Source organism: Actinoalloteichus hoggarensis (genome assembly GCF_002234535.1).
GTDB classification, from domain to species: domain Bacteria; phylum Actinomycetota; class Actinomycetes; order Mycobacteriales; family Pseudonocardiaceae; genus Actinoalloteichus_A; species Actinoalloteichus_A hoggarensis.
On record NZ_CP022521.1, the window covers coordinates 2,140,960 to 2,167,118 of the forward strand.

At 73.3% G+C, this 26,159-nt stretch carries 22 protein-coding genes and 3 CRISPR repeat arrays; of the genes, 14 read left to right on the forward strand and 8 right to left on the reverse strand.

What is annotated here, in order from left to right:
* Positions 1–41: 41 nt before the first annotated feature.
* Positions 42–731 carry a FadR/GntR family transcriptional regulator gene (locus AHOG_RS09535; protein ID WP_093941032.1) on the forward strand — a complete coding sequence of 230 codons (690 nt, stop codon included), beginning with the start codon at positions 42–44 and terminating at the stop codon, positions 729–731.
* 370 nt (positions 732–1,101) lie between these two features.
* Positions 1,102–1,374: direct repeats of the CRISPR family, unit length 29 nt; unit sequence GTGCTCTCCACACGCGTGGAGGTTGGTCG.
* A 177-nt stretch (positions 1,375–1,551) separates the two neighbouring features.
* Here AHOG_RS09535 and lspA read toward each other — a convergent pair.
* Together lspA and AHOG_RS09545 are read right to left on the reverse strand one after the other, a co-directional pair.
* Entirely contained in the window at positions 1,552–2,094 is a 543-nt protein-coding gene (gene lspA / locus AHOG_RS09540; RefSeq protein ID WP_245856667.1) for a signal peptidase II, read from the reverse strand.
* A gap of 61 nt (positions 2,095–2,155) precedes the next feature.
* Entirely contained in the window at positions 2,156–2,842 is a 687-nt protein-coding gene (locus AHOG_RS09545) for a LysE family translocator (protein ID WP_093941034.1), read from the reverse strand.
* Positions 2,843–2,947: 105 nt separating this feature from the next.
* Between AHOG_RS09545 and AHOG_RS09550 the strand changes: the two genes are divergently transcribed.
* The 8 genes from AHOG_RS09550 to AHOG_RS09585 all read left to right on the forward strand — a co-directional run bounded on the left by AHOG_RS09550 (position 2,948) and on the right by AHOG_RS09585 (position 13,319).
* A complete protein-coding gene (locus AHOG_RS09550) occupies positions 2,948–3,487 on the forward strand; it encodes an Lrp/AsnC family transcriptional regulator (RefSeq protein WP_093941035.1) in 540 nt (179 codons plus the stop codon).
* Positions 3,488–3,582: 95 nt separating this feature from the next.
* Positions 3,583–4,191 carry a GNAT family N-acetyltransferase gene (locus AHOG_RS09555; RefSeq protein ID WP_093941036.1) on the forward strand — a complete coding sequence of 203 codons (609 nt, stop codon included), beginning with the start codon at positions 3,583–3,585 and terminating at the stop codon, positions 4,189–4,191.
* A 273-nt stretch (positions 4,192–4,464) separates the two neighbouring features.
* Positions 4,465–5,301 carry a hypothetical protein gene (locus tag AHOG_RS09560; RefSeq protein WP_093944315.1) on the forward strand — a complete coding sequence of 279 codons (837 nt, stop codon included), beginning with the start codon at positions 4,465–4,467 and terminating at the stop codon, positions 5,299–5,301.
* 831 nt (positions 5,302–6,132) lie between these two features.
* Positions 6,133–7,299 carry a polyprenyl synthetase family protein gene (locus AHOG_RS09565; RefSeq protein WP_093941037.1) on the forward strand — a complete coding sequence of 389 codons (1,167 nt, stop codon included), beginning with the start codon at positions 6,133–6,135 and terminating at the stop codon, positions 7,297–7,299.
* Positions 7,300–7,348: 49 nt separating this feature from the next.
* Entirely contained in the window at positions 7,349–8,860 is a 1,512-nt protein-coding gene (crtI, locus tag AHOG_RS09570) for a phytoene desaturase family protein (RefSeq protein ID WP_245856668.1), read from the forward strand.
* Positions 8,857–9,852 carry a phytoene/squalene synthase family protein gene (locus tag AHOG_RS09575; RefSeq protein WP_093941039.1) on the forward strand — a complete coding sequence of 332 codons (996 nt, stop codon included), beginning with the start codon at positions 8,857–8,859 and terminating at the stop codon, positions 9,850–9,852. Before crtI ends, AHOG_RS09575 begins: the two co-directional genes overlap by 4 nt.
* A 519-nt stretch (positions 9,853–10,371) precedes the next feature.
* On the forward strand, positions 10,372–11,598 hold the full coding sequence (locus tag AHOG_RS09580) for an alpha/beta hydrolase (protein ID WP_093941040.1): 1,227 nt from the start codon (positions 10,372–10,374) through the stop codon (positions 11,596–11,598).
* A gap of 5 nt (positions 11,599–11,603) precedes the next feature.
* The gene (locus tag AHOG_RS09585; RefSeq protein ID WP_093941041.1) at positions 11,604–13,319 is read left to right on the forward strand and encodes an acyltransferase family protein; all 1,716 of its coding nucleotides are present in this window, start codon (positions 11,604–11,606) and stop codon (positions 13,317–13,319) included.
* 137 nt (positions 13,320–13,456) lie between these two features.
* Here AHOG_RS09585 and AHOG_RS09590 read toward each other — a convergent pair whose 3' ends face one another.
* From AHOG_RS09590 to AHOG_RS09610, 5 genes are all read right to left on the reverse strand, one after another.
* A complete protein-coding gene (locus tag AHOG_RS09590; RefSeq protein ID WP_093941042.1) occupies positions 13,457–14,755 on the reverse strand; it encodes an L-fuconate dehydratase in 1,299 nt (432 codons plus the stop codon).
* Positions 14,752–15,615 carry a fumarylacetoacetate hydrolase family protein gene (locus AHOG_RS09595; protein ID WP_093944316.1) on the reverse strand — a complete coding sequence of 288 codons (864 nt, stop codon included), beginning with the start codon at positions 15,613–15,615 and terminating at the stop codon, positions 14,752–14,754. Before AHOG_RS09595 ends, AHOG_RS09590 begins: the two co-directional genes overlap by 4 nt.
* Positions 15,616–15,885: 270 nt before the next feature.
* Entirely contained in the window at positions 15,886–16,725 is an 840-nt protein-coding gene (locus AHOG_RS09600; protein WP_093941043.1) for a GntR family transcriptional regulator, read from the reverse strand.
* 359 nt (positions 16,726–17,084) lie between these two features.
* Positions 17,085–17,722: a CRISPR direct-repeat array (repeat unit 28 nt; unit sequence GGCTCACCCCCGCTCGCGCGGGGAAGAC).
* A gap of 233 nt (positions 17,723–17,955) precedes the next feature.
* Positions 17,956–18,291 carry a hypothetical protein gene (locus AHOG_RS09605; RefSeq protein WP_093941044.1) on the reverse strand — a complete coding sequence of 112 codons (336 nt, stop codon included), beginning with the start codon at positions 18,289–18,291 and terminating at the stop codon, positions 17,956–17,958.
* Positions 18,284–18,715: a hypothetical protein gene (locus tag AHOG_RS09610; RefSeq protein ID WP_093941045.1), complete on the reverse strand. Its 432-nt coding sequence runs from the start codon at positions 18,713–18,715 to the stop codon at positions 18,284–18,286. The genes AHOG_RS09605 and AHOG_RS09610 overlap by 8 nt, the downstream gene beginning before the upstream one ends.
* 319 nt (positions 18,716–19,034) lie before the next feature.
* Here AHOG_RS09610 and AHOG_RS09615 point away from each other — a divergent pair, with 319 nt between their 5' ends.
* Complete coding sequence (locus tag AHOG_RS09615; protein WP_093941046.1) at positions 19,035–19,706, forward strand: CatB-related O-acetyltransferase; 672 nt, start codon at positions 19,035–19,037, stop codon at positions 19,704–19,706.
* 24 nt (positions 19,707–19,730) lie between these two features.
* Here AHOG_RS09615 and AHOG_RS09620 read toward each other — a convergent pair whose 3' ends face one another.
* Entirely contained in the window at positions 19,731–20,492 is a 762-nt protein-coding gene (locus tag AHOG_RS09620; RefSeq protein WP_093941047.1) for a sulfite exporter TauE/SafE family protein, read from the reverse strand.
* An 82-nt stretch (positions 20,493–20,574) separates the two neighbouring features.
* On the opposite strand from AHOG_RS09620, the gene AHOG_RS09625 reads away from it, so the two are divergent.
* The 4 genes from AHOG_RS09625 to AHOG_RS09640 all read left to right on the forward strand — a co-directional run bounded on the left by AHOG_RS09625 (position 20,575) and on the right by AHOG_RS09640 (position 25,602).
* Entirely contained in the window at positions 20,575–21,510 is a 936-nt protein-coding gene (locus tag AHOG_RS09625) for a LysR family transcriptional regulator (RefSeq protein WP_093941048.1), read from the forward strand.
* A gap of 514 nt (positions 21,511–22,024) precedes the next feature.
* Positions 22,025–23,068 (forward strand): ferric reductase-like transmembrane domain-containing protein, encoded by a 1,044-nt coding sequence (locus AHOG_RS09630; protein WP_184450869.1) that lies wholly within the window; start codon positions 22,025–22,027, stop codon positions 23,066–23,068.
* 417 nt (positions 23,069–23,485) lie between these two features.
* Positions 23,486–23,914, forward strand: coding sequence for a YciI family protein (locus tag AHOG_RS09635; RefSeq protein WP_093941050.1), 429 nt, complete (start codon positions 23,486–23,488; stop codon positions 23,912–23,914).
* A 311-nt stretch (positions 23,915–24,225) separates the two neighbouring features.
* The gene (locus AHOG_RS09640) at positions 24,226–25,602 is read left to right on the forward strand and encodes an RNA polymerase sigma factor (RefSeq protein ID WP_093941051.1); all 1,377 of its coding nucleotides are present in this window, start codon (positions 24,226–24,228) and stop codon (positions 25,600–25,602) included.
* A 162-nt stretch (positions 25,603–25,764) separates the two neighbouring features.
* Positions 25,765–26,032: a CRISPR direct-repeat array (repeat unit 24 nt; unit sequence GCCCCGCGCAAGCGGGGGTGAGCC).
* Positions 26,033–26,159 lie beyond the last annotated feature (127 nt).

Here is a 26,159-nt window from a genome sequence, read left to right on the forward strand (position 1 = left end):
AGGTACTGTGGTGCCCTCACCCGTGGCAAGAGGGATGGCGCGTGACAGCGAACGGCCGCCGGCTGCAAGACCGGATCATCGATCTCATCATCGACAGTGGACTCACCCCTGGCTCTCCGCTGCCCACCGAGAACCAGCTCGTCGACGAACTCGGCGTGGGCCGCAACTCGGTGCGCGAGTCGCTACGCGCCCTGAGCACGCTGGGCATCGTCGACATCAGGCACGGCTACGGCACCTTCGTGGGCGCCGCGCCGATCACCGCCTTCACCCCCGGCCTGCTCTACCGGGCGCGGCAGTCGCTGCGCCACGACGCCTCGGTGCTCCGAGACCTGATGGAGGTCCGCCGCGTCCTGGAGACCTCGTTGATCGAGGCCGTCGTCGCCGGCGCCGACGAGGACCTGGTCGGCGAGCTGGACGCCCTGGTGGCGGCGATGGAGTCCGGCGACCTCGTCGAGACCGATCAACGCTTCCACGAGACCCTGTTCCGGCCGTTGGACAACGTGATCGCCCTGGAGCTGATCGGCCTCTTCTGGACGGTCTACCACCGGGTGGAGGCCGAACTCGACCCGCCCAGGCCCGGCCGCGCCGAGATCTGCCACGAACACCGGATGATCGTCGAGGCCGTGCGGGCGGGCGACCCGGCCGCCGCCCGCGACGCCCTCGGCGCGCACTTCGTGGACATCGAGGAGCGGGTGGCCCGGCTGATCCGGCAGAGCACCGAAGCCGACTGAGACCGAGGTCGGCCGGGGGCCGTCGGTCGGTTCGGGTGGTCGGTCCGGCCGATCGGGTCGGCCGGTCGGCCTGGCAGCCAGTCGGGCGGCCGGCCGGCGCGTGGGCCTCGGTATGCGGATCGCGCGTCGTGGGGGCGGTCGGGCTGCCTGGTTCGTCCTGCCCGGCGGGCGGGGGCTCGGCGGGGTCGGTGATTCGGCGGGTCGATGGTTCGGCGGGCTCGGCGGGCTTGAGCCTTGGTTCGCGCAGCGGCGCGGCCGGAGGCCGACACGCCCGGATCTCGTCCCGACCGTCTGGAAGGATACGGACATGCATCTCGCCCACAGCCTCGAAAACGGTAAACCCGGTTTCTGAAACCGCAGGTCGCAAAGGGTGCTCTCCACACGCGTGGAGGTTGGTCGGAGTTCTCGATCCGCGCGATCGGTGGGGAGGCGTGCTCTCCACACGCGTGGAGGTTGGTCGCGCAGCGACAACAAGTCGCGCATCGACGACGCGTGCTCTCCACACGCGTGGAGGTTGGTCGGAACGCGGCGTCGTGCATCCTCCCGTCGCGGGGTGCTCTCCACACGCGTGGAGGTTGGTCGCGATGCGGGACCGGCACGCCGACGTGCTGCTGGTGCTCTCCACACGCGTGGAGGTTGATCGTTCCGGCGCGGCGTGCCGTTGAGGTGCACCGAGTGCTCTCCACGCGCACAGGAGGTCGGCTGACCGGCAAGAGGTAGTACCGGTTCCGCCGTCGTGCACTCCACACAGGTGGACGTCAGTCGGAAACCGGGCTGCTCGTCAGCTCCTCGCCCCGGTGCTCCGGCCGCGAATCGCCCGTCAGCTCGCGGGCTCGTCCTGCGGCTCGGGTTCGGGACGGGCGGCGGGTCGCGGGCGGACCTCGGTCAGCAGCGTGACCAGGATCAGCAGGACGACGCCGCAGGTGAGCAGCGCGTCGGCGATGTTGAACGTGGGGAACCAGCCGGTGTACAGGTAGTCGGTGACGGCGCCGTCGGCGATGCGGTCGACGAGGTTCCCGGTGGCCCCGGCGAGGATCATGGCCAGCGCCAGCCGCGCCGAGTTCGGCACCTCGGGGGCCGTCCGCCAGGCGTAGACGGCGATGCCCAGCGTGACGGCACCGGTGACGGCGATGACCACCCAGGCGGGCAGCGAGGCGCCCATGCTGAAGGAGATCCCGGGGTTGTAGGCCAGTCGGATGCTCAGGAGTCCGAAGTCGGCGTCGACCGGGTGGGCCTGCTCGACGAGGTGCTTCACGACGAGGTCGATCACGGCCAGGGTCGCCGCGATCGCCGCGATCACCAGGCGGACGCGGAGGGGGCGGACCGCCGTCTCGGCGGCGGGGACGGATGCGGCGGCGGTCACTCGAAGGACTCTACCCATGGCGGCCGGATTCGCGCCGACGGTCTTGGTCCCGCGGCTTCGCTCACAGCACCCCGACGGCGAGGACGACGCCGAACCCGCCGAGCAGCAGGCCGCTGCCGAGATCGAGGCCGTCGCGCACCGACCGGCGGCGCAGCGCGGGCGCGAGTCGGCCGACGGCCGTGACGTACAGCAGCCACCACAGGGCGGCCAGGCCCGTCGCGATGCCCCCGAGCAGCCCCGTCTGCGCGACCACCGAGCCGCCGGGCTGGATGAACTGCGGCAGCAGCGTGAGATAGAAGACCAGCGCCTTGGGGTTGAGCAGGTTGTTCAGCGCCCCCTGCGCCAGCGGGGCGGCGAGCAGGCCGCCCGTCCGGGGCCTCGCGGACTCGTCGACGTCCGACGGGTGCAGGGCCGCGACGGACCCGGCGTCGAGATCGCAAGGCCCTCGCCGAGCCGCCCGGCCGCGCCACCAGGACCGCAGCCCCTGCCAGCCGAGGAACACGAGATAGCCGCCGCCCGCGAGCCGCAGCGTCGTGAGCATCCCCTCGTGCGTGGCGATCAACGTCGTCAGGCCCACCACCGCGAGCAGGGAGTAGAGGGTCAGGCTCAGCGAGATGCCCGCGGCGGTGAGATAGCCTGCCCGTCGGCCGAACAGCAGCGTGTTCCTGGTGACCAGGACGAAGTCCGGCCCCGGTACGACGATGGTGATCGCGGTGATTGCGATGAACAGCGAGATGCCTTCCGGCACGGCGGACGCTCCCTGGTTGATCCTCGGCGTCGCGGATTCGTCGCGACGGGGAGATCCTGTCCCAAGTTCGGCTATCTGGATGAAAGTCCGTCTAGCATTCGCCGCATGGCCCCTGCCGCCGAACTCGATTCGGTCGATCTTGAGATTCTGCGCCTGTTGCAGAACGACGCACGGATCACGAACAAGGAGCTGGCCGCCGCCGTGCGGATCGCCCCGTCCACCTGCCTGGACCGCGTGGCGCGGCTGCGCTCGATCGGCGTCGTCCTCGGCCAGACGATCCGCGTCGATCCGGAGCGACTCGGCAGGCCGCTGGACGCGCTGATCTCCCTGCGCATCCAGCCGCATCGACGCGAACTGGTCGACCCGTTCGTCACCCATGTGCTCGGCCTGCCGGAGACCAGGGCGCTCTACAACCTGGCGGGTCCCGACGACTATCTCGTCCACGTCTCCACGGCGGGCGCGGGCGACCTGCAACGGCTGGTGCTCGACGCGTTCGCCTCCCGAGACGAGGTCTCGCGCGTGCACACCACGCTGATCTTCCAGCAGTGGGCGGGCGGCCCGCTGCTGCCGCCCGGCGCGGCGCCCCCGACGAGCGGCGGCAGAACCAGCGGCAGCCGTAGCGGCGGGCGCGTGGACACGGAGTGACGCACCGCACTCCCCGGCGGGGCGGGGAGGTGGGGATCATGGCTCCAGACCACCGTGACGCGACCGCCGGGGTCGTCCCGCCCGGAAGGAGTCGGATGAGTCGGATCGAGGTCGGACCGCCGCCGCTGCCGCGGCTCGACGAGCCCTGGGCGGCCCGCTGGGCCCGCGCCGAGGGCCCTGACCTGGACCTCGTCCACGACTGGATGAACCGGGAGCACGTGGCGGCCTTCTGGCATCAGGACTGGCCGAGGCGACGCTGGCAGGAGGAGCTGGCAGGCCAGCTCGCCGGCGATCACTCCCGGCCGGTGCTCCTGCTGCACGAGGGGCGTCCGCTGGCCTACCTGGAGATCTATCGGGCGATCCGCGATCGCCTGGCCGCCTGCTATCCGGCGCGGACCCACGACCTCGGCGTGCACGTCGCGATCGGTGATCGCCTCGCCACCGGGCGCGGCCTCGGCCGAGCCCTGCTTCGGGCGGTCGCCCTCGGACTGCTGCGCGCCGACCCGGCCTGCGAACGAGTGGTGGCCGAGCCCGACGTCGCCAACGGGCCCTCGGTGCGTGCCTTCGTCGCGGCGGGCTTCGTCGACCACGGCGAGATCAGCCTGCCGGACAAGACGGCCGCCCTGCTGATTCACCCGCGCCGGGCCGAGCCGCCCGCCGAACCCGAGCGCACGGCCGAGTCGCCGCCGCCCCCAGGCGGTTGAGGCCCCGCCGATCGCGGCGTCACGGGTTGCCGGGATCGTCACGGCCTGCCCGCCGCGCTGCCTGCTGGCGGAGCGCCGCAGGCCGTCAGCAGCACTGCGGGTCGTCAGGGGAGGCGCACCCTGCCAGGGCCGTGGCGGACGGCATCGGCGGAGCCCGGCGGACACCGTCGGCGGCGGGTCGAGCGAGCCGGTGGCCGTGCGAGTCGTTGTCCTAGGCTGGGCCCGACGCCGTCGGCCCGCCTCGGGCGGCGGCCGCCTGAAGTGGGAGTGCCGGTGTCCTACCGTTTCGCCGTCGAGCGGACCGACCACGCCGACCTGGCCGGTGGGGCGGTGCTGCGCTCGGCGCCCGGTTTCCCCGGCTTTCCGGTCCGCCTGGCCGTCGAACTGTTCGCCAGGGCACGGGCCTGGCTGCCGGATCGGAGCGAGCTGACCCTGTGGGACCCGTTGTGCGGCAGCGGCTACCTGCTCACGGTCCTGGGACTGCTGCACCGCCACGAGCTGGGCGCGGTGCTCGCCTCCGACGTCGATCCCCGAGCCTGCGCGCTGGCCGCCGAGAACCTGGGCCTGCTCGGCGAGGCCGGTCTGCGAGCACGGTCGGCGCACCTGCGTGACCTCGCCGAGCGATTCGACAAGCCGTCGCACGCCGAGGCCGCCGAGGCCGCGGACAGGCTCACCGGGCTGCTCCGCGCGGGCGGCGGCGATCTGCCCGCCGTGGTGCGCCGCGCCGACGCGACGAATCCGACCGAGACGCGGGCCGCCACGGCGGGACTCCCGCCCGTCGACCTGGTGATCACGGATCTGCCCTACGGCGAGCAGACGGCCTGGCAGGGGCAGGCGGGTGCCGCGACGGCGGCGGCGCCCGACGCCGCCGGAGCAGACACCGACGATCCCACCGGTCCGGATCCGAACGCGCGGGCCGCCCCGGCCACGCCGGACCCGGTGACGACGCTGTCGCGCGCGCTGCGGCCGGCCCTGCCGCCGTCGGCCGTGGTCGTCCTCGTCGACCGTTCCCGCCGAGTACGACTGCCCGCCGGACCGTGGCCGCTGGAACGGGTTCGGATCGGCACGCGAGCCGCGGTGCTCCTCCGCGCCGCCGACCTCCCCGGCTGAGGCGCCGGCGACCGCCTGTCGGGCGGGCCTCGGCCCCCGTCTACGTCGCCGGTCTCGACGCTGAACGCTACGGGTTCGGCATCACGCGGCGCGGTGCGACGCTCGACGGGCCGCGGTGACTCGTGCCCTTGGCCGCGCGCTCTCCGCCCCACACTGTCGGCGGTCATCGGCTCGGGATCGTTCGGTTCGGAGCGAGTGCCCGGCCGGGTGCCTCGACCGCGCCCGTCCCCGACACTGGTCGCCTCCGACATCGGCCTGCCACGCCACCTGACGCCTCGACATCGGGTGCCCCGACCTCCGCAGGCCGCCGGCACCGGACGCCCCGGACTCGGGCTCGGCCCGGCGGAAGCCTTCCGGGCGCGGGTTCGATCAGGGTTCGGCGAGCGGGTCCGGTCCAGACTCTGCGACGTCGGATGCGACGGCGTGCGGGCCGCGTCACCGGTCAGTGCGGAGCCGCCGTCGTCGTCCGACCCCGCCCGCCCGTCGTCGGAGAGATCGCCGCCCGCCGCCGTGCCTGCTCGCCCACCCGCCGCCGTACAGATCGCCCCGGCCGCCGAGGTGCCCCGCTGTCGGCCGCCGCGCTCCTCGCCCCCTTCCCCCGAAGAGCCGCGCCGGAGCCCGCCCGCCCAGCCGGGAGACCCGGCCGAGCAGCGGGCGGTCCGAACCGAGGATCGCCCGGAACTACCCTGTGAGGGTCCGGCTCGCCCCCTCTCGGGCGGCGGCGCACCCCGAGGCGGGGGCACGTCGCGAGGCCGTGGCGCGAAAGACGCCCGTCGATCCGTGCCGCACGGCCCGTGCCGACACCACCCCCAGGTCACGAGGAGACGTGGCATGACTCGAACCGGTGACCACGCGGCGTCCGCCGTCGACCTCGGCCGGGCCGACACCACGACGGCACCCGAGCCGGTGTTCCGAGCGGGTGACGCCGACGTGGTCCGCGCCGTCGACGGCCATCTCGCCCGCTACCTCGCCGACCGCCGCGCCGAGTCGCTCGACCTCGACGACAGCTTCACCACGGAGCTGGTCGACCCGCTCGCCGCCTTCGTCCGTGAGGGCGGCAAGCGCATCCGACCACTGTTCGCCTGGTGGGGCTGGCGGGCCGCGGGCGGCGCCGACACCGGGGACGAGGCCGACGCGGTGCTGCGTGCCGTCAGCGCGGTGGAGCTGGTGCACGCCTGCGCGCTGGTTCACGACGACGTGATGGACGACTCCGACGTCCGCCGCGGCAGGCCCGCCGTGCACGTGGCCATGGAGACCATGCACCGGGACGCGGGGATGCGCGGTGACGGCGCGGGCTTCGGCCGTTCGGTGGCGATCCTGGTCGGCGACCTGGCGTTGTGCTGGGCCGACGACATGCTGCACCAGTCCGGGGTGCCGCACGAGAAGCTGCACCGCGCGGGCGCCGCCTGGCGAGCGATGCGCACCGAGATGATGGCGGGCCAGTTCCTGGACCTGCGGAACCAGGCGGCGGGCAGCGAGTCGATCGAGTCCGCGCTGCGGGTGAACCTGCTCAAGACGGCGGGCTACACCGTGCAGCAGCCGCTGCGCCTCGGCGCCCTGCTGGGCGGGGCGAGCCGCGAGGTGACGGCCGCGCTCCACGACTACGGCGCCGACCTGGGCATCGCCTTTCAACTCCGCGACGACCTGCTCGGAGTGTTCGGGGAGCCCGAGACCACCGGGAAGCCCGCGGGCGACGACATCCGCGAGGGCAAGCACACCGTGCTGGTCAACGAAGCCCTGCGCCTGGCCGACACCGAGGGGCGGCCCGCCGCGAGCGCGACGCTGCGTGCGGCGCTCGGCGACGCCGACCTCTCGCGCGAGACGCTCGCCGAGGTCAGAGACCTGCTCGTCGAGACGGGCGCCGTGGCGCTGGTGGAACGACGCATCGAGACGCTCGCCGCCTCGGCCGTGGACCGACTCTCGACGGTCGACCTGCCGGAACCGGCCGCCGCCCGGCTGCGCACCCTCGCCGACGCGATGGTCCGCCGCGATGTCTGAGCCCCACCGACCCCGACGCGGCTCCGCCGGCCTGCGGCCGGAACGCGGCATGAGCGGACGCACCGACCACGTCGTGGTCGTCGGCGCCGGGCTCGCGGGGCTGTCCGCCGCGCTGCACCTGCTCGGCGCGGGACGTCGGGTCACCGTCGTCGAGTCCGCGAGCCATCCCGGCGGCCGCGCGGGCCTGCTCGACACGGCCGGCTACCGCATCGACACCGGCCCCACCGTGCTGACCATGCCCGAGGTCGTCGACGACGCTCTCGGCGCGGTGGGCGAGTCCCTGGCCGACCGGCTCGAACTCCGTCCACTGCATCCGGCCTACCAGGCCCGATTCGCCGACGGCAGTTCACTGGCCGTGCACTCCGACGCCGAGGCGATGGAGGCCGAGGTCCGCCGGTTCGCGGGCCCCGAGGAGGCGGCGGGCTACCGACGGCTGCGGCGGTGGCTGACCGAGCTCTACGAGGCACAGATCGACCGGTTCATCGCCGCGAACCTGGACTCGCCGCTGAACCTGATCCACCCGGCGGCGGCCCGGCTCGTGGCGCTCGGCGGACTCGGCAGACTCGGTCCGGCGGTCGGCAGACGGCTCCGGGACGAGCGGCTGCGGCGCGTGTTCTCGTTCCAGGCGTTGTACGCGGGCCTGTCACCGCGGCGCGCCATGGCCGCCTACGGCGTGATCGCCTACCTGGACACCGTCGGCGGCGTGTGGTTCCCGAAGGGCGGCATGCGGGCCCTGCCCCGCGCCCTCGCCGACGCCGCCGCCGCGCACGGAGCCGAGTTCCGCTACGACAGCCCGGTGCGGCGACTGGAACGCGGCGGCGACCGGGTGCGTGCCGTGCACACCGATCAGGAACGGATCGAGTGCGACGCCGTGGTGCTGACCCCGGATCTGCCCACGGCCTACCGACTCCTGGGCCGCACGCCGCGTCGGCTCGTGCCGCTGCGCTGGTCGCCCTCGGCCGTCGTCCTGCACCTGGGTGTCGCGGGCGGCGCACAGGCCGACCCCGCCCATCACGTCATCTCCTTCGGCGCGGCCTGGGAACGCACCTTCCGCGAGATCATCGACGAGGGGCGACTGATGACGGACCCGTCGCTGCTGCTCACCCGGCCCACCGTGACCGACCCGACGCTGGCACCAAAGGGCCGTGAGCTGCTGTACCTGCTGGCGCCCGCCCCCAATCTGGCCGTCGGCAGGCAGGACTGGGCCCGGCTCGGCCCGGCCTACCGCGACGAGCTGATCGCGGTGGCGATCCGGCGGGGCCTGCTCACCGACGCCCCCGACATCGACCTGCGGCATCTGGTCACCCCGAAGGACTGGGCCGAGGGCGGGCACGGCGCCGGAACCCCGTTCTCGCTGGCGCACACGCTGAGCCAGACCGGACCCTTCCGGCCGGGCAACCGGGTGGCGGGCACGGAGAACGTCGCCCTCGCGGGCTCCGGGACGACGCCGGGCGTCGGCGTTCCGACCGCGCTGATCTCCGGCAGGCTCGCCGCCGCACGGGTCACCGGCATCCCGGCCGGTTCGGGCAGTCGCACGGAAGGACGGACACGCGGGCGATGAGTCGGGCCGAACTGGACGCGGCGGGGATCCGGGGCGCCGCGCTGCGGAACTCCTATGCCCGTTGCAGGCTGCTCAACGCCCGCTTCGGCCGCACCTATTTCCTCGCCACCCGGCTGCTGCGCCCCGACCAGCGGCCCGCCGTGCACGCCCTCTACGGTTTCGCCCGCTGGGTGGACGACATCGTCGACGAGCCGGGGACGGTCGACCCGACGGTCCGACTGCGCGAGGTGTCCGGCCGGGTGGCGGCGGACCTGGCCGCCGGCCGCAGCGGCCACCCGATCCTGGCGGCGGTGGTCGACACCGTCGCCCGCTACCGCATCGATCATCATTTGATCACCGACTTCCTCTTCTCGATGCGGATGGACCTGACGGTCACCGAGTACCCGAGCGCCGCCGACCTGGCCGTGTACGTCCGGGGCTCCGCCGAGGTCATCGGCCTCCAACTGCTCCCGATCTTCGGCACCGCGGGCCCGCGCGAGGAGGCGGCCCGTCATGCCGCCGCGCTCGGGGAGGCGTTCCAGCTGACCAACTTCCTGCGCGACGTCGGCGAGGACCTCGACCGGGGCAGGCTTTATCTCCCGCTCGACGAGCTGGCCGCCTTCGGCGTCGACCGTGAACGACTCGACGAGTGCAGGCGACTCGGTCGGTCGGACCGGCGGGTCCGGCAGGCACTGGCGCACTTCATCGCCCGCAACCGGGCCGTGTATCGGCGGGCCCTGCCGGGAATCCCGCTGCTGGCCCCGGACGCCCGCCCCTGCGTCACCACCGCCGCCGTCCTCTACCAGGGCATCCTCGACGAGATCGAGGACGCCGACGTCGACGTCCTGCGCGACCGCGCGATCGTTCCCCGCGGCAGACGCCTCGCCGTGGTGGCCCCCGCCGTCCTGCACAGCATGACCAGGGGGCTGCGGTCGGCGACCGCTCGACGACCCCGTCGGCGGACGGAGCCCGGACGGTCGGGCACGGATTCGCCCAGCCGCGGGCGGTCCTGACCGCGCCTCGACGGGCGGCGGCGTGCGGCGGATCGGCCGTTCGGTCTGACGGTGCCGGAGCGGGGCGCACGGCCGCGCCGCCCCGCCGGTGCCGGCGTCGAGTCGGCTGCCGCCGAGGGCGGGTTCCCCTCGCGCGGTGGTGTCCGTCGCGTGCCGAGGCGCCTGCTCCGCATCACGCCGCCGCCGCGGACACGGCCGCCTGGCGCCGACCATGCACGGACCCGCTCACGGTGCACGCGGTTCGCTCGCACGCCGTAGCTCATCGGCGCGGCGATACACCGTCGGCGCTCGGGCGGGCCGACGCTCGTCCGGCCGTGGGGCGCGAGGTCCGGAGCCGACGACCGCCCGCCGGGAGGAGTCTCCACCCCGCGACTACCCCTGGCACCACCCCCCGTGCGGGGGCAGGCCACCGGGGTGCCCGACTGGCTGCCGCCATGGTCGAAGACACCGCTGATTCCTAGATTTCTCCTTGTCAGAAGGTTGTGATGCGGCACGAGACGATCGGGCACGGGGAAGACCATGAGACTCCTACGCGCGAGTGCGGTGACGCTGGTGCTCACCCTCCTGCTGCCGTGGTGCGGAGGTTCGGCGACGGGGCCCGCGCCGCGGCCGCCGCTGATCGGGGCGGCGGCCTGGTCGGGACAGGTCGTCGACGGGATGCCCGCTCCCGATCCCGACTCGGCCGATCCGAGCGAGATCGCGGCGTTCTTCGACCGTCTCCGACCGCGGCGTGCCGAGGCGCTCGCCGAGCGGTTTCCCTTCGTCGTCGGCAATCTCGACGGTGCGCCGATCACCCTGCGCTACGCGGCGAATCGGCGGGCGATCGGTCTGGAGCGAGACCGGTTGAGGGCGGTGGCGGCCGACCCGACGGCGACGGCCTCGGTCCGGGACTCGGCGCGGCACACCTCCGCCGTCTACGGGCGCCTCGCCGGGGACGACAGGCCGATCCTCGTCTTCGATCCGCGCGGTCGAGGCCGCTATGCCGAGGTGCACGGTGACCTGGAGCGCGCCGAGCACATCGCCGTCATGGTGCCCGGCACCGGCATCGGCCTGCGTTCCTTCGACCCGCGTTCCGGACACGTCGGGACGCCGGGGGAGATGGCGGGCGACCTGGCGGCGGCGCAGCGGCGGCTGCGGCCGGATTCGGTGACGGCGATCATCGCCTGGGCCGGATACGACACCCCGCAGGCGCTCGGCGTCGGCGCCGCGACCGCCACCCACGCCGAGGCCGGTGCCGTCCTGTTACGCCGACTCGTCGACGGCCTGCATGCCGCGCGGGCGGCCCGGGACGGGGCGACGGACGCCGACGTGGTCTCCGTCGACCGGACCGGCACCGAAGGGACGGACGGCGCAGGCACCTCCCCGCACCTGGCGCTGTTCTGCCACAGCTACGGATCGGTGGTGTGCGGTCGAGCCGCCGCCGGTCTCGCCGTGCGGGACGTCGTCGTCTTCGGCAGCCCCGGCGTCGGAGCGGACACGGCGGCCGAGCTGAGCACCGACGCCCGGGTCTGGGCCGCCCTCGGTCCACAGGACTGGATCCGGCACGTGCCCAACGTCCGCCTGCTCGGCTTCGGGCATGGCCGCGATCCCTCCTCGGTGGACTTCGGAGCCCGGCGGGTCCCCGCCGCTCGCGTGGCCGGACACGACGGCTATCTCCGCGACGGCAGCGACTCGGCCCGCTGGTTCGCCCGCATCTCGCTCGACCTCGTCACCGAGCCGTACCGCTCATCCTCGAACAGGACGTGAAACCGATGCCCGGAATCGAACGACGGACGACCTCGCCTGCGGCGTCGCACTCCGCGGAGCCCCGACCGCGCGGCTCACGGCTGCGCCGCCGGGCTGAGGCGATCGACGCCGCGACGCCGTCGGACCGCAATCGAGTGATCGACGCCCTGCGCGCGCTGGCCATCGTCGGCGTCGTGCTCGGGCACTGGCTGGTGAGCGTCATCGTCGTCGACGACGCGGGGCTGCGCATCGCCAGCCCGCTTCAGCACATGCCGGAACTGGCGGCGTTGACCTGGGTGCTGCAACTGCTCGGCCTGTTCTTCTTCGCGGGCGGCTGGGCGAACTCCCTGAGCCTGCGGCGAGCGGCGAGGCGGTCGCCGCGGCACGGTGAGCGGGGGGAGACAGCGGCGGGCCGCTCAGGGGGTGCAGCGGCGGGCCGCTCAGGGGGTGCAGCGGCGGGCCGCTCAGCGAATGCGGCGGCGAAACCCGTATCGGGCATCGGCCCGTCAGGAAGGACATCGGCGAGCGCCGTGGCGGATGCGGCGACAGGCCACGGTGGAGCGACGACGCGGCCGCCGTGGGATGCCGACGCGACTCGCCCGGCCGACCGCGCCGCGGCTCCCGCGGCGTCCACTCAGCGATCCCGACGAGCCGGCGAACCGCGAGCCCGGTTCGCGGGCGGCGGTGATCGCGACGCCCGCTCGCCCCGGCACCGTGCCTATCCGGCGTGGCTGGCGGGCCGACTGGATCGGATGCTCCGCCCGGTCCTGCTGCTCGCCGTCCTGCTGGCCTGTGGCCTCGGCGGGCTGGCGGCGGCGGGCTGGTCGGCCGCCGACCTGTACACCGTCGGGCTGTTCGCGATCAGTCCACTGTGGTTCCTTCCGGTATACCTGGTGCTGACCGCCCTCACCCCGCTCGCCGAGGCGGCCGTCCGGCGATGGGGCGCCTGGGCGGCGGCGGGGCCCGCGATCCTGGTCGTGGTGCTGGACGTCCTGCGGTACGGGCCGTGGCCGGACGTGCCCGCCCAGGTGGGAACGCCGAACCTGATCGCCGCGTGGCTGGTGCCCTACCTGCTCGGCGTCGCGTTCGCCCAGGGCAGGCTGACGACCTCGGCCGCCCCGCGACTGCTGATCGCGGGCGTGCTGTCCTGCGCGGTGCTCATCCTGCTCGCGGACTATCCGGCGAGCATGACCGGCGTGACCGGCGCGGACCGCTCCAACATGGGACCGCCCTCGCTGCTGGTGCCCGCCATGGCGCTGGCGCAGCTCGGCGTGGCGCTGCTGTGCTACGACCGACTCGCCAGGCTGCTGCGGCGACCGATGCTCTGGGCCGCGGTGGTGTCGCTGAACCTGGTGGCGATGACCGTGTACCTCTGGCACCAGACGGCGCTGCTGACGACCCAGCTCGGCACCCACGCGCTGGGCCTGAGTCTGCCCGCGCTCGACGGCGTGCCCGCCGACGCGGTGTGGGTGGCGGGCCGGATCGCGGTGTTCCCGCTGTGCGCGGCGGTGCTCCTGCTGTCGATCCTGCTCTTCCGCCGCTGGGAGACGCGCAGCGCGCCGAGGATGCTGCGCCGCGACCCGAGCACCGTATCCGGGTCCCCGCGTGTCGACACCGTCGAGTCCGCGCCCCGACCGGCATCCCGTGCGTTCACCGACGCCGCGACGTCGCCGGGCCCGCCGCCTCGGCCGACGGCACGAACGCGGCCGACCACGACGGGCCGGCAGCTCGGCCCGCCGTGACGGACTCCGTCGACACCGCCGACCGGCCCGAACCGACCGGCCTCGGCGCACCGGCCGGCGGTTCGGCGGCGGGCCCGGAGCACGTCGGCGGCGGGCCCGCCCGAACCGGGCCCGCACGGTGATCGCGCGGCCCCGGCCTAGCCCTCCGCGCGCCACACCTCCCCGTCGGGATACGCGAAACGCCGACGCGAGTCGGCGTGCATCTCCGCGCCCGAGCCGGGATCGACGGGAACCCGGTAGCGGCCGCGCTCGATTCGAACCGGGGTGACGAAATGCTCGTGCAGGTGGTCGACGTACTCGATCGCCCGTCCCTCCAGGGAACCGGACACCGCCACGAAGTCGAACATCGACAGATGCTGCACCAGTTCGCACAGGCCGACGCCGCCCGCGTGCGGACACACCGGGACGCCGAACTTCGCCGCCAACAACAGGATCGCCACGTTCTCGTTGACCCCGCCCACCCGGGTGGCGTCGATCTGGACGACGTCCACGGCCCCGGCCTGCAACAGCTGCTTGAAGATCACTCGGTTCTGCACGTGCTCCCCGGTGGCGACCCGGATCGGCGCCGCGCCCGCCCGGATCGCCGCATGACCGAGGATGTCGTCCGGCGAGGTCGGCTCCTCGATCCACCACGGACTGAACTCCCGCAGCCGCCGCAGCCACGGCACGGCCTCGTCCACACTCCACCGCTGATTCGCGTCGATCGCGATCCGCACGTCGGGCCCCACCGTCTCCCGCGCCACGCGAAGCCGACGGACGTCGTCCTCCACCGAGGCCCCGACCTTCAGCTTGATCAGGTCGAAGCCGTCGGCCACCGCCTCCGTCGCGAGCCGCGCGAGCTTCGCGTCGTCGTACCCGAGCCAGCCGGGCGAGGTCGTATAGCCGGGATAGCCGTCGGCCTCGAGTTCGGCCAGCCGTCGCGCGCGACCCGGTTCGGCCGCCCGCAGGATGGCCAGGGCCTCCTCACGGGTCAGCGCGTCGGTGAGATACCGGAAGTCGACGAGGTCGACGATCTCCTCCGGGGACAGCGAGGCGAGCAGCCGCCACACCGGCAGCCCGGCACGCTTGGCGGCCAGATCCCACGCGGCGTTGATCACCGCGCCGACCGCCATGTGCATGACACCCTTCTCCGGCCCCAGCCAACGCAGCTGCGAATCCGACACCAGCTCCCGAGACAGCCCGCCGAGGTTCGCGCACAGCTGTTCGACGTCCCGCCCGACGACATACGGCGCGAGCAGCGAGATCGCCGCGCACTGGACGTCGTTGCCCCGGCCGATGGTGAAGACGAAACCGTGCCCGTCCGGCCCGTCGTCGGTGCGCAGCACCACGTACGCGGCCGAATAGTCCGGGTCCGGATTCATCGCGTCCGAGCCGTCCAGCTCCCGCGAGGTGGGAAACCGGACGTCGGACACCTCCAACGCCAGCACTCGGCTCATGCGGCGGTCTCCGGCGCCACCATGACCTGACGTTGCCTGCCGAGACCGTCGATCTCCAACTCCACCACGTCCCCGGCGGCCAGATACGGGAAGCGACCGGACAGGGCGACGCCCTCCGGCGTGCCGGTGTTGACGACGTCGCCGGGCTCCAGCGTCACGAACTGGCTGAGGTGCCAGACGAGGTGGGCGACGCCGAACACCATGTCGGCGGTGCGGGAGTCCTGCCGCGCCTCGCCGCCCACCCAGGACCGCAGCCGGAGATCCTGCGGATCGGCGATCTCGTCGGCCGGGGCCAGCCACGGCCCGAGCGGATTGAAGCCGGGGCCGCACTTGCCCAACGACCACTGACCGCCGGACCGCTCCAGCTGCCACTCGCGTTCGGAGATGTCGTTGGACACCGTGTAGCCCGCGATGTGCGCCGCGGCCTCCGCCTCGGAGGCCAGCCTGCTGGCGCGCCTGCCGATCACCACCGCCAGCTCCACCTCCCAGTCGGTGCGGGAGCTGTTCGGCGGGATCTCCACGGCGTCGTCCGGCCCGACGATCGTGTTGGGGTGCTTGAAGAACAGGATCGGTTGCGCGGGCGGCTCGGCGCCGGACTCACGCGCATGCGCCGCGTAGTTCTGCCCGATGCACAGCACCGCCGTCGGCCGGGCCACGGGTGCGCCGACCCGCAGCCCCGTCGGGTCGAGGGCGGGCAGCGTCCCGGCGGCCGACGCCTGCCGGGCGCGGGCGATGCCGTCCGACGCCAGGAAGGCGCCGTCGATGTCGTCGGTGATCGGCGTCAGGTCGAAGACCGAGCCGTCGTCGGTGCGCAGGGCGGGCCGTTCGGCCCCGACGGGACCGAGTCGAAGCAGCCGCACGGGAACTCCTCTCCTACCGCCGTGACCGGCGGTGTGGACGATGTGGACGACGATGTCCACCGGGGTCGGACACTGGATCGATCGCCGCCCGATTCGGCCTGCCGGCTGGGCGCGGACGCGGCAGGCGCGGTGCCGGGCGCGGCGGCATGTGCCGCGGGCGCGGTGCGGGCGGCGGATAGGTGCGCCGGGGAACGTCGGTTCGGGGGCGTGATCCGGACAGGGCCGAGCCGGTCGGGGGTGTGAGCGGACCCCCGTGCCGTCGGGGCCGCGTCACCGCGTGTCCCGACTCGCGACGAGCGGCCGAAGCCGGTCGTGGTACGCCGCCTCCAGATGGGCGCGCATCGCCGCCTCCGCCGCGATCGGCTCACCACGCGAGATCGCCTCGGTGACCTCGCGGTGCTCCGCCAGCGTCATGGTCCCGGCCTGCTGGTCGTAGTACAGCCGGAAGACGTGCAGATGACAGTGGGTCCGCTCGAAGGCGCGTCGGATCTGGGCACTGCCCGCCAACTCGGCGACGAGCAGGTGGAAACGGGTGTCGTGCGAGGCGAGTTCCCGATAACGCGGCGACTCCGGCGTCGCGCAGACGTCCATCTCGGCCCGCAGCCGCTCCTTCGCCGCCGCCCCGGCCGACCGCGCCGCCTCCGCCGCCGCCCACGGTTCGACCAGCAGCCGGAAGCGGTAGAGATCGTCGAGCTGATCGAGGGTGAGCAACGGCGTCGTCCGATAACCGCGCAAGGGCTCCTTGACGACCAGCTCGGCCGACTCCAGCCGGGCCAGCGCCTCCCGGACCGGAGTGGGGGAGACGGCGAGCGTGCGGGCCAGCCCGTCGATCGAGACGCGGGCGCCGGGTTCGAGCACGTGATCCATGATCAGGTTCTTGATCGACTCGTAGACCTCGTCGACCAGGACGTTCCGGCGGCGTCGCCGGGTCGTGGTCGGGGTGGCCCCGGCCGTCGTCGCCGTCGCGGTGGTACCGGCCGGCGGGGCTGCCTCGTCGATCGCTGCCGCCGCCTTCGCGGCCGTCGCCGTCGCCGTCGTGCCAGACCCGGCCGTCGTCGGCACGGCCGCCGTGGCGGGCTCGCGCCCGGCTTCCGCCGTCTCGACAGCCATCCACGCCTCCCGCGACCCGCCGACAGCCGCCCTTCGCGGCGGCCTCCCGAGTCGCACCCTAGGCCGGGGCGGCGCGGAATCCTATAGGATTCGCCGCCCGACGGCCGTCTTCGGCCGACCTTCGGCGGGCGGGTGCGATCGCCTGTCCTGCTGCCCTGCCGCGAAACACGGTGTCGCATCATCGGCAGGATGCCTGCCCCGAAGGGCACGGGCGGACCTGGCACGATCCGGACGACCATCGGCGGCCGAAAGGCTCCGCCTGCGGGCCGGCGGCGACCTGACACCGAGATCGAACCCGGTCGCCGAGCACCTGACCCCCGCTCACCGGGGGGTCCAAGTACAAGGTGCAGGCCCACATTGGCTCACCCCCGCTCGCGCGGGGAGGACGTCCTGCCTGGGATGGTGACGGCAGGATGGTCCGGCTCACCCCCGCTCGCGCGGGGAGGACGTCGATGGGAACGGGGTAGGCCCGGATCTGGTGGGCTCGCCCCCGCTCACGCGGGGAGGACTGGAGCATCTGATCGACCTGGACTGCTCCGCGGGCTCACCCCCGCTCGCGCGGGGAAGACTCACAGAGCACGAGCAGGACATCGAGACGGCCCTGGCTCACCCCCGCTCGCGCGGGGAAGACAGAGATCCGGGTTCCGCTGGTCGAGGCCGCGCCGGCTCACCCCCGCTCGCGCGGGGAAGACGCCGACCCTGATGAGGGGCCGACGTTGCCCAACGGCTCACCCCCGCTCGCGCGGGGAAGACAGCCCGGCCACCCCGGAGACCAGCAGTCCCCATGGCTCACCCCCGCTCGCGCGGGGAAGACGGGTCTCTCAGATCGAGGGCGGGGAGGTCCACCGGCTCACCCCCGCTCACGCGGGGAAGACGGGGCCGCTGACAGAGAACTCCGGACTCACCACGGCTCACCCCCGCTCGCGCGGGGAAGACGTGCCAGCATCACCGAGGACGGCCGGATCATGCGGCTCACCCCCGCTCGCGCGGGGAAGACCCTTCGTGAACTGGGCTTTTAATGGCGCGTGATCGTTTCGTGATGTGACAGTGCGGCGTTCGACGTACGCATATGGTCACCGTACTGGAGCGTGGGGCACCGAGACGTGCCCGCGTGTGCGGTTTCGCCGGAGCCGGCCTGCGACCAAGAGGCGGCAGCCCTGCGCCGCAGGCTCGGCGGCGCGCGAGCGGTCGACCGTGTGCAGGCCTGGCCGTGCGGCCCGACCGCCCGCCTCAGACCGGCTTCGGCCTCGGCGGAACGGGCTTCGGGGTGCCGGGTTGTGACGCGCGCGGGCGGCCGAAGACGGGGTGTCCGACCGGCGCGGGCAGGCCGGCGGCCGAGGCGGCGGAGTCGCCCTCTCGGCGGGCTCCCGGTCGACTGTGGTCGGTGCGGTGGGACCGGCTCGCCCCGCCGCCGTCCGACGAGGCGGCCTCGTGGTCCACGGCGCCTCTCGCCAGTGCGGCCCGCAGGCCCAGTCCGCCGCTCGACTGTGTCGCGCGCGGCGGATCGAACGCGGGTGTGTTCCTGGCGAGCGCCCGCTTCAGCCCACTCAGAAAGCCCTCAGTCATCGTCGCCTCCGGCGCCTCGGTGCACGGTCAGTTCGCGGTGCGCCGATCCGGGAGCGGGGTCCACCTCGGACCCGCGACGCTCGGCGGGCATCGGCTCCTCGGGTGCGGGCAGTCCGGCCGGGAGTCTCGGCGGCGCGGTGGCGGGCAGTGCCCGGGTGATCTGCTCCACCAGCAGCGGTGCCGCCACTCCGATGGCCAGCGCGCCGAACGGGCCGCTGACCTGCCCGGTGATCCCGGCGGCGACGGCCAGCCCCGAGCCGACGCCGAGGCGGATCACCACCGAGGCCAGCAGGGGCAGCGGTCCCGGCTCGCCGGGGCTGCGCCACGGCCAGTCTCCCGTCCGGCGGATCGCGCCGGAGAACTCGAGTCCTTCGACCGCGAAGCCGCCGAAGAGACCCCAGATCGCGTACTCCCATCCACCCACCGCCCTAATGTAACGCTCAGTGTCTGATCGCGGACTCGCTACGTGTCATGGTAGGCGCCGAGATCGGGAGATTCGGCCCTCCGTCCGGCGGTCTTCTCCGACAATCGGGACGATTCCGGCGTTCGCCCTGCTTCTCACGCAGCGTGTTCGGCGCGGCGGTCGCCGCCGTGTGTCATCCGTGGAGTGCAGGCCTGCGGCGGCCCTTAATGCGAATCGAGTTGTGTTTACTCGACTCGCCCTGGCACGCTGACGGCGCACACGACAGGTGCGGCTGCCGTGCCGCGAGGTGTGTCCGTGTCCGCAGAGGAGAGAGCCGACCATGCCCACGTTCCCCGACCCGACCGTGCTGCACCCGCTGCCCACCCAGCCGCGAGTGGTGCTGCTCAAGCCCTTGATCGGCGAGGATGCTCGGATCGACGTCGGCGAGTTCACCTACTACGACCACCCCGAACACGCGCTGGACTTCGCGGAGCGCAACGTCCTCTACGGCTACGGCCCCGAGCGGCTGATCATCGGGCGGTACTGCGCGATCGGCGCCGACACCCGGTTCATCATGGCGGGAGCGGCGCACCCGACCTCCGGCGTCTCCACCTTCCCGTTCACGATCTTCGGCGGCGAGTGGCAGGAACGGACCATGGACATCCTGTTCTCCCAGCCCAGCAAGGGAGACACCGTCGTCGGCAACGACGTGTGGTTCGGCTACCAGTCCACGATCATGCCCGGCGTCCGCATCGGCGACGGCGCGATCATCGCCACGGGCGCGGTGGTCACCGCCGACGTGCCGCCCTACGCGATCGTCGGCGGCAACCCGGCCAGGGTGATCCGCCTGCGCTACGACGAGGCCGACGTCGCGCGGCTGACGGCGGCGGCCTGGTGGGACTGGCCCCTCGAACTGGTCACCGAGCATGCCCGCACGCTCATGACGGGCACCCCCGCCGACATCGAGCGCATCGCGGCCGAGGCGGCGCCCGCGACGTCCCCGGACCGCTGAACGAACCGTCGCCTGGCGGGAGGTTCAGCCGCGCAGGAAGTACAGGACCGTCATGGTCACGGCGGTGACCAGCACCGTGCCGCGGAGAACCCCGGCCGGGAGCCTGCGCACGAGACGCGCGCCGCCGTAACCGCCCGCCGCCCCGCCGAGCAGCATCGCGAGCAGCGGGAGCGGATGAGCGAGGACGTCGGCGCCGAGCAGGAACAACACCGTCGCGGTCGCGTAGACGGCGGCGAGCTGGCGGACCCGCATCGGATTGCTCGTCGCGACGTCCATGCCGAGCCCGACGCTCCACAGGGCCATCATCAGGATGCCTACGGCTCCGCCGAAGTATCCGCCGTACATCGCCAGCACGAGCTGGCCGATCAGGACGGAACGCGGACCTAGCCGCGGTGCGTGTCCCGCCGCGGTGCCCGGCAGGGTCGACGCCCGGCGGCCGAACGCCAGGACGAGGGTGGCGAAGGCCAGCAGCCACGGCACCGCGACGTCGAACGACTCCGAAGGCAGCGTCAGCAGCAGCACCGCGCCGATCGCGCCGCCGACCATGCTCGTCGCGGTGAGCGCGGTCGTCGACGTGGTGCCCACCGGCACGACCTCGCGTCGGTAGACCCAGGCGCCGACGACGGCGCCCGGCACCAGCGCGACGGTGGCCGAGGCGTTGGCCGTCGCCGGAGGCAGTCCGGCGGCGACGAGGGCGGGCAGCGCCAGGAACTTGCCCGCGCCGCCGACGGCGTTGAGCGCGCCCGCCGCGACGCCCGCGATCAGCAGGAGGACGATCTCGACCATGCGCCGAGCATCACACCGTGCGGTGACGCTCACAATGCGTCATCTCCGTAGCCAGGGTAAGGCGCTGCCATAGGCTGACGGGATGCGCTACGACCTGGACGATCTCCGGCTCTTCGTTCACGTCGTCACCGAGGGCTCGATCACGGCGGGCGCCCGCCGCATGCTGTTGAGCCTGCCCTCGGCCAGCGCCAGGGTGCGCTCGCTCGAGCGACATGCCGGGGTGGAGCTGCTGATCCGGGAGCGGCGCGGGGTGCGACCCACCCCCGCCGGGGTGACGCTGCTCCGACACGCGCGGGACGTCCTCGCGCAGACGGCGCTGCTGGAAGGCGCGGTCGCTGGTTACGCCCGAACCTCCTCCGCGCCGCTGGTACTGCTCGCAGGCGGGTCCGCGATGCACCGCTTCGTGCCGCAGGCGCTGGTGTCCTTCCTCCGCGCCCATCCGGACGTCGACGTCACCGTCGAGGAATGCCCGACCCCGCGGACCGTGCGCCGGCTCGCCGAGGGGGAGGCGGACCTGGGCATCATCCAGGACGACGAGGCGGCCGATCGCGATCTGCGCACCGAGCCGCTCGGCGACGACTCGCTGGTGGTGATCGGCAGGGTGGGCGGCGTCCTCGCGGGCCGCGGCGCCCTGCGGTACCGCGAGGCCGCCGAACACCCGCTCATCGGCCCCGGCCGCGACTCCTCCCTGCAACGCTGGATCGACAAGCACGTCGGCCCGCACGCGCCCGCCCCGCGCTACCGCACCCACGTCGCCGACCTCACCACGGTGATCACCCTGGCCATGGCGGGCGTCGGCCTCGCCGTCGTGCCGAGTCGAGCCGTCGCCGAGCACACGCCCGTCGAGACGTGCGCGCTCCAGGACGGCTGGGCGCGCCGACGTCAGCTGCTGTGCTGGGGCGCGGGCACCCGCGAGCCCTCCGCCGCCGTGACGGCGCTGGCCCGGCACCTGCGCGCGGCGGCAGGCGCGGAGGAGCCGACCCGACTCGATGCGCCGCCGCGGCCCGAAGAGCCGTGACGGCCGGGCGGGGTCCGCGCGCGGACCTTCCCCGCGGCCACCCGGATCCGACGGAGCCGACTCCTGCTCACGAGGCCCATGTCGTACTCGGCATGCCGGACGATCAGCGCACCCGACGGGACGGCGGAGCCGGCTGCCGACGCGGGCGCCCACCGCGGCGTGCCGTCCCTCGGCCGAGCCGGGCGGAGTCGACCCGGCCCGTCGACGTCGCGGAGCCCACCCCGATCGTCGCCATCAGACCCGACGGCTGACGAAGCGCACACGCTCCACCTCGCCGCCCCGACTACCGCCCGCAGAGCCTCGTCACGCCGTCGATGCCGGCCGGTCCGGGCGGATTCAGAACCGGGATCGGTGGCGTGCGACGGCGATCCGGTCGTCGTGGAGCCCGTCTCGGTTCCCGACGAGAATGGCTCATCTCGGCCATCGAAGCCGAAGTCGGCAGCGTTGACGCAGCGCAGCGCCGTTGGTTAAGAAATAGGTCCACTGGTCCAGGCCTATGAAGGCGGTGCTCGCGATGGTCGCCACGGAGGCGAAGACCGAGGAGAGACGGCGCCCCACCGGATTGCGGGCCGATCTGCGCGCGTCGATACCCGATGCCACCGCGGCGCTGGTGCTGACCGGACTGATCTTCTGGTTCCTCTTCGATCGGGTGCTGTCGGGCAACTCGCCGACCCTCGAGGTGATGCCCTACCTCGACCCGCACGCCTACTGGATGTACTGGCTGTGCCAGGCCTTCGGCTGGTCGGCGCTGCTGTGGGCGTACATCACCACCGTGCTGGGCCTGGTCCGCTCCAGCGAGCGGCCCGGATGGCTGCGGATCTCCGCGGTGCGGATCGAGCGCTGGCACCGCACCACCAGCCTCACCACCATCGCGCTGATGTTCGCGCACGCCTTCCTGTTCTTCCTCGAACTGGTGCGCACCAACGACAACGACCTCGACGCGGTCGGCCGGGTGGTCAACGCCTTCGTGGAGGCCTTCGTGCCCGGCGGCTATCCGTCCGGCACCGGGCTGGTGGCGATCCTGCTGGGGCTGCTCGCCCTGTACCTCGCCATCCCGCTCGGCCTCATCTACTACGTGCGCAACCGCACCGGGGCGCGGATGTGGCGGGCCCTGCATCGCTTCGTCATCGTGGTCTACATCCTCAGCGCCTGGCACACCCTGCTCTACGGCACCAACGTCTGGTACGAGGGGTGGCCGAGGACCACGCTGTGGCTGCTGCAGATTCCGATCGCGGTCCTGCTGGTGCTGCGGCTGCTCGCCCCGGCCCGCCGAGGCGAACGCCTCGGCCGCGACGGGAGCCCGCTGGCGATCGCCCGGAAGATCATCGCCGTGCTGGCCGTCGTGGCCACGATCGCGGTGATCCTCCTGGTGGCGATCAGCGGCCGGGACGGCGGCCGCATCCGCGACGAGGCGATGAGCGCCCCGCCGGTGGTGGTCCCGTGGATGATCTGGGCGGGCTTCGCCGTGTTCGGCGTCGCGGTCGCCGTCGCCGCCGTGATGGTGCGCCGGGCGGAGCGCAGACTCGGTGACCGCCCCGCCCAACGATCGAAGGCCTGACTCACGTCCTCGCCTGTCCGGTGTCGGCGGGCCGATCGCTCGCGCCCTGGTCGTCTCGTCGGCGGGCCGCGCGGGGCGGGGGACCGGACACTGTCCCCGGAATCCGGGGACAGTGCGTCTGTTCAGCGTGAGCGGCTGAGCCGCACAGCTCGCTACGTCGCGTGAGATGCGGAGGCGGCCGAGCCGGAATGGGCAGCTCCTCGCCGGATTCCGTGCGGCCGTCGGGGCCTTGACCTGCGTTGACACCGCCGTCGATGGCCGCGCCCGCACCAGTTGGATCGCCCTTCGAGAAAAGTTCCGCCGCCGTGTCGATTCGGCCCCGCCCTGTTCGACGCACTGGTGAGAGCGGGGTTTGCCCTCCCGCGAGGTGGGGGCAGCCTGCTCACGGAGAACCCGATGGTGTGAGGGAGAACAGCCGTGCGATTCATGATCCTGATCAAGTCCGACGCCGACACCGAGGCGGGCGCCATGCCGAGCGAGGAGATGCTCGCGGCGATGGGGCGCTACAACGAGGAGCTGGTGAAGGCGGGCGTGATGCTCGCGGGGGAGGGCCTGCACCCGAGCTCTCGGGGCGCGCGGGTGCGCTTCTCCGGCGGGGAGACCACCGTGGTCGACGGGCCCTTCTCCGAGGCGAAGGAGCTGGTCGCCGGGTTCTGGCTCATCCAGGTGAAGTCGAAGGAGGAGGCGATCGAGTGGGTCCGGCGCATCCCGGCCGACCCGGCGGTCGAGCAGGAGATCGAGATCCGGCAGGTGTTCGAGGCCGAGGACTTCGGCGAGGAGTTCACCCCCGAGCTGCGCGAGGCCGAGGAGCGGCTGCGTGCCGAGGTGGCCTCGCAGCAGAGCTGACGGCGGCGCGCCGGCCGTGGCGGGCGGCAGGCCTGGGCGTTCCGGGCCGCCGCTCCGCCGGGCCGGCTCTGTCTGCTCGTTTCCGCCTGCCCCGTTTCTTCTGTTCGTCCGCTCGTGTCAGCCTGGTTCGGGAGCCCCGGCCATGAAAGCCACACCGACGGCTCGAACCGGATCGATCCGGCTACCGCGCGACTCTCGGATGGGATCGCCGCTCCCGAACCGAGGAGACGCGGACCGCGGGAACCCGCGGCCCGCGCGCTGCGGCCGGCCTGCACTCGGGTGTGTCGGGCGGTTGTGCTTCAGTCTGCGCCATGACGGCTGTTGACATCCGCCGGGCGATCGACGCGGTCTGGCGGATCGAGTCGGCGCGGCTCGTCGCGGGCCTCGCCCGGTACCTCCGCGATGTCGGCCTCGCCGAGGAGTTCGCGCAGGACGCCCTGGTCGCGGCGCTGGAACAGTGGCCTGCGGAGGGTATTCCCCGCAACCCCGGCGCCTGGTTGACGACGACGGCGAAACGGCGGGCCATCGACCACCTTCGTCGTCAAGAACGCCATGCCCGCAACCTCCAGGAGATCGGCCGCGACCTCGACTCCGGCGGGGGCGCCGTCGCGCCGGAAGCCTCGGCGAACCTGGACGGCGAGGACATCCAGGACGACGTCCTGCGCCTGCTGTTCGTGGCCTGCCACCCCGTGCTGTCCGCCGACGCCAGGGTGGCGCTCACCCTGCGGCTCCTCGGCGGGCTGACCACCGAGGAGATCGCACGGGCGTTCCTCGTCTCCGAGTCGACGATCGCCCAGCGGATCGTGCGGGCGAAGCGGACCCTCGCCAGGGCAGGCGTCCCGTTCGCCATCCCGGCCGAGGCGGAGCGCGCCGAGCGGCTGGCCTCGGTACTCGGCGTGATCTACCTCGTGTTCAACGAAGGCTATGCCGCGACTACCGGCGACGACTGGATGCGGCCCGCCCTCTGTGAGGACGCGCTGCGCCTCGGGCGGATGCTCGCGGGTCTCGCGCCGCAGGACGCCGAGGTCCACGGCCTGATCGCCCTGTTGGAGATCCAGGCCTCGCGGCTGCGGGCTCGGACCTCGGCCACGGGGGAGCCGGTCCTGCTGCTCGACCAGGACCGGGCCCGTTGGGATCAGCTCCTCATCCGGCGCGGCCTGGCCGCCCTGGACCGCGCCGAGTCGCTGGCGCACCCGCGCGGGCCCTACACGCTGCAGGCCGCCATCGCCGCCTGCCACGCCAGGGCCAGAACGCCGGCGGACACCGACTGGGTGCGGATCGCCGCCCTGTATCAGGGGCTCGCGGTGCTGACGCCGTCCCCGGTGGTGGAGCTGAACCGGGCCGTGGCGCTGGGGATGGCCTTCGGCCCGGACGTCGGCCTCGAACTCGTCGACACACTGCTGACGGAGAAGGCGTTGGCCGGGTACCACCTGCTGCCGAGCGTGCGCGGCGATCTGCTGCGTCGCCTAGGTCGGCTCGCCGAGGCCCGCGCCGAGTTCCAGCGGGCCGCCGCCCTCACCGAGAACGCCCGCGAACGCGCGCTGCTGACCAGACGCGCCGCCGAGTGCGAGCCCGTCCCGGCCACGGAGTCCGGCCCGGCTGCGGGGTCCGACCGGGCGGCGGGGTCCGACCGGGCGGCCGAGTCCGGCGCCGAGCAGCGGGGAGAGACCGCAGCCGTCCAGGCATGACCGGGCCGGGCCTGCGACACACGAGGATGCGCGGCGGTCGCCCACTCGCCGCCGAGAGGCGACCGGCACTGGGATACGGTGGCCCGGTGGATTCCTCGCTGGCCGGACGGAAGTATCACGAATCGATGACGCGCTTCTGAAAGGCCAGGTCGCGAAGGGTGCGCCCCGCGCAAGCGGGGGTGAGCCCTCGGCGGCAGAGCGCAGACAGGCCAGCTCACGGTGCGCCCCGCGCAAGCGGGGGTGAGCCGACGTTGGTTCCGGCGTTGCGCGGAGCCTTGACGTGTGCCCCGCGCAAGCGGGGGTGAGCCGTGTGTCCACATGTGGAGGAATGCCCAGCGTGAGTGCGCCCCGCGCAAGCGGGGGTGAGCCCAAGAACGCGGTCGCAGGAAACCACCACCGCGGGTGCGCCCCGGGCAAGCGGGGGTGAGCCGCTTCGCACCGATCTGGCTTCCGGCGACGCTGGGCGAGTACGCCCCACGCCAGCGGGCGCGAACAGCGGGACGTGACACAGCAGGACGCGGCTCGGCGTACGCCCCGCGCCGGCAGCGCGCGCCCGA

Excerpts from the sequence above, each read along its gene's own strand:
- AHOG_RS09550 (WP_093941035.1), top strand. The coding sequence starts at position 2,948 with ATGGCCCCTGCCGCCGAACTCGATTCGGTCGATCTTGAGATTCTGCGC.
- AHOG_RS09555 (WP_093941036.1), top strand. The coding sequence starts at position 3,583 with ATGAGTCGGATCGAGGTCGGACCGCCGCCGCTGCCGCGGCTCGACGAG.
- AHOG_RS09565 (WP_093941037.1), top strand. The coding sequence starts at position 6,133 with ATGACTCGAACCGGTGACCACGCGGCGTCCGCCGTCGACCTCGGCCGG.
- crtI (WP_245856668.1), top strand. The coding sequence starts at position 7,349 with ATGAGCGGACGCACCGACCACGTCGTGGTCGTCGGCGCCGGGCTCGCG.
- AHOG_RS09575 (WP_093941039.1), top strand. The coding sequence starts at position 8,857 with ATGAGTCGGGCCGAACTGGACGCGGCGGGGATCCGGGGCGCCGCGCTG.
- AHOG_RS09580 (WP_093941040.1), top strand. The coding sequence starts at position 10,372 with ATGAGACTCCTACGCGCGAGTGCGGTGACGCTGGTGCTCACCCTCCTG.
- AHOG_RS09585 (WP_093941041.1), top strand. The coding sequence starts at position 11,604 with ATGCCCGGAATCGAACGACGGACGACCTCGCCTGCGGCGTCGCACTCC.
- AHOG_RS09590 (WP_093941042.1), bottom strand. The coding sequence starts at position 14,755 with ATGAGCCGAGTGCTGGCGTTGGAGGTGTCCGACGTCCGGTTTCCCACC.
- AHOG_RS09600 (WP_093941043.1), bottom strand. The coding sequence starts at position 16,725 with ATGGCTGTCGAGACGGCGGAAGCCGGGCGCGAGCCCGCCACGGCGGCC.
- AHOG_RS09605 (WP_093941044.1), bottom strand. The coding sequence starts at position 18,291 with ATGACTGAGGGCTTTCTGAGTGGGCTGAAGCGGGCGCTCGCCAGGAAC.
- AHOG_RS09615 (WP_093941046.1), top strand. The coding sequence starts at position 19,035 with ATGCCCACGTTCCCCGACCCGACCGTGCTGCACCCGCTGCCCACCCAG.
- AHOG_RS09620 (WP_093941047.1), bottom strand. The coding sequence starts at position 20,492 with ATGGTCGAGATCGTCCTCCTGCTGATCGCGGGCGTCGCGGCGGGCGCG.
- AHOG_RS09625 (WP_093941048.1), top strand. The coding sequence starts at position 20,575 with ATGCGCTACGACCTGGACGATCTCCGGCTCTTCGTTCACGTCGTCACC.
- AHOG_RS09630 (WP_184450869.1), top strand. The coding sequence starts at position 22,025 with ATGGTCGCCACGGAGGCGAAGACCGAGGAGAGACGGCGCCCCACCGGA.
- AHOG_RS09640 (WP_093941051.1), top strand. The coding sequence starts at position 24,226 with ATGACGGCTGTTGACATCCGCCGGGCGATCGACGCGGTCTGGCGGATC.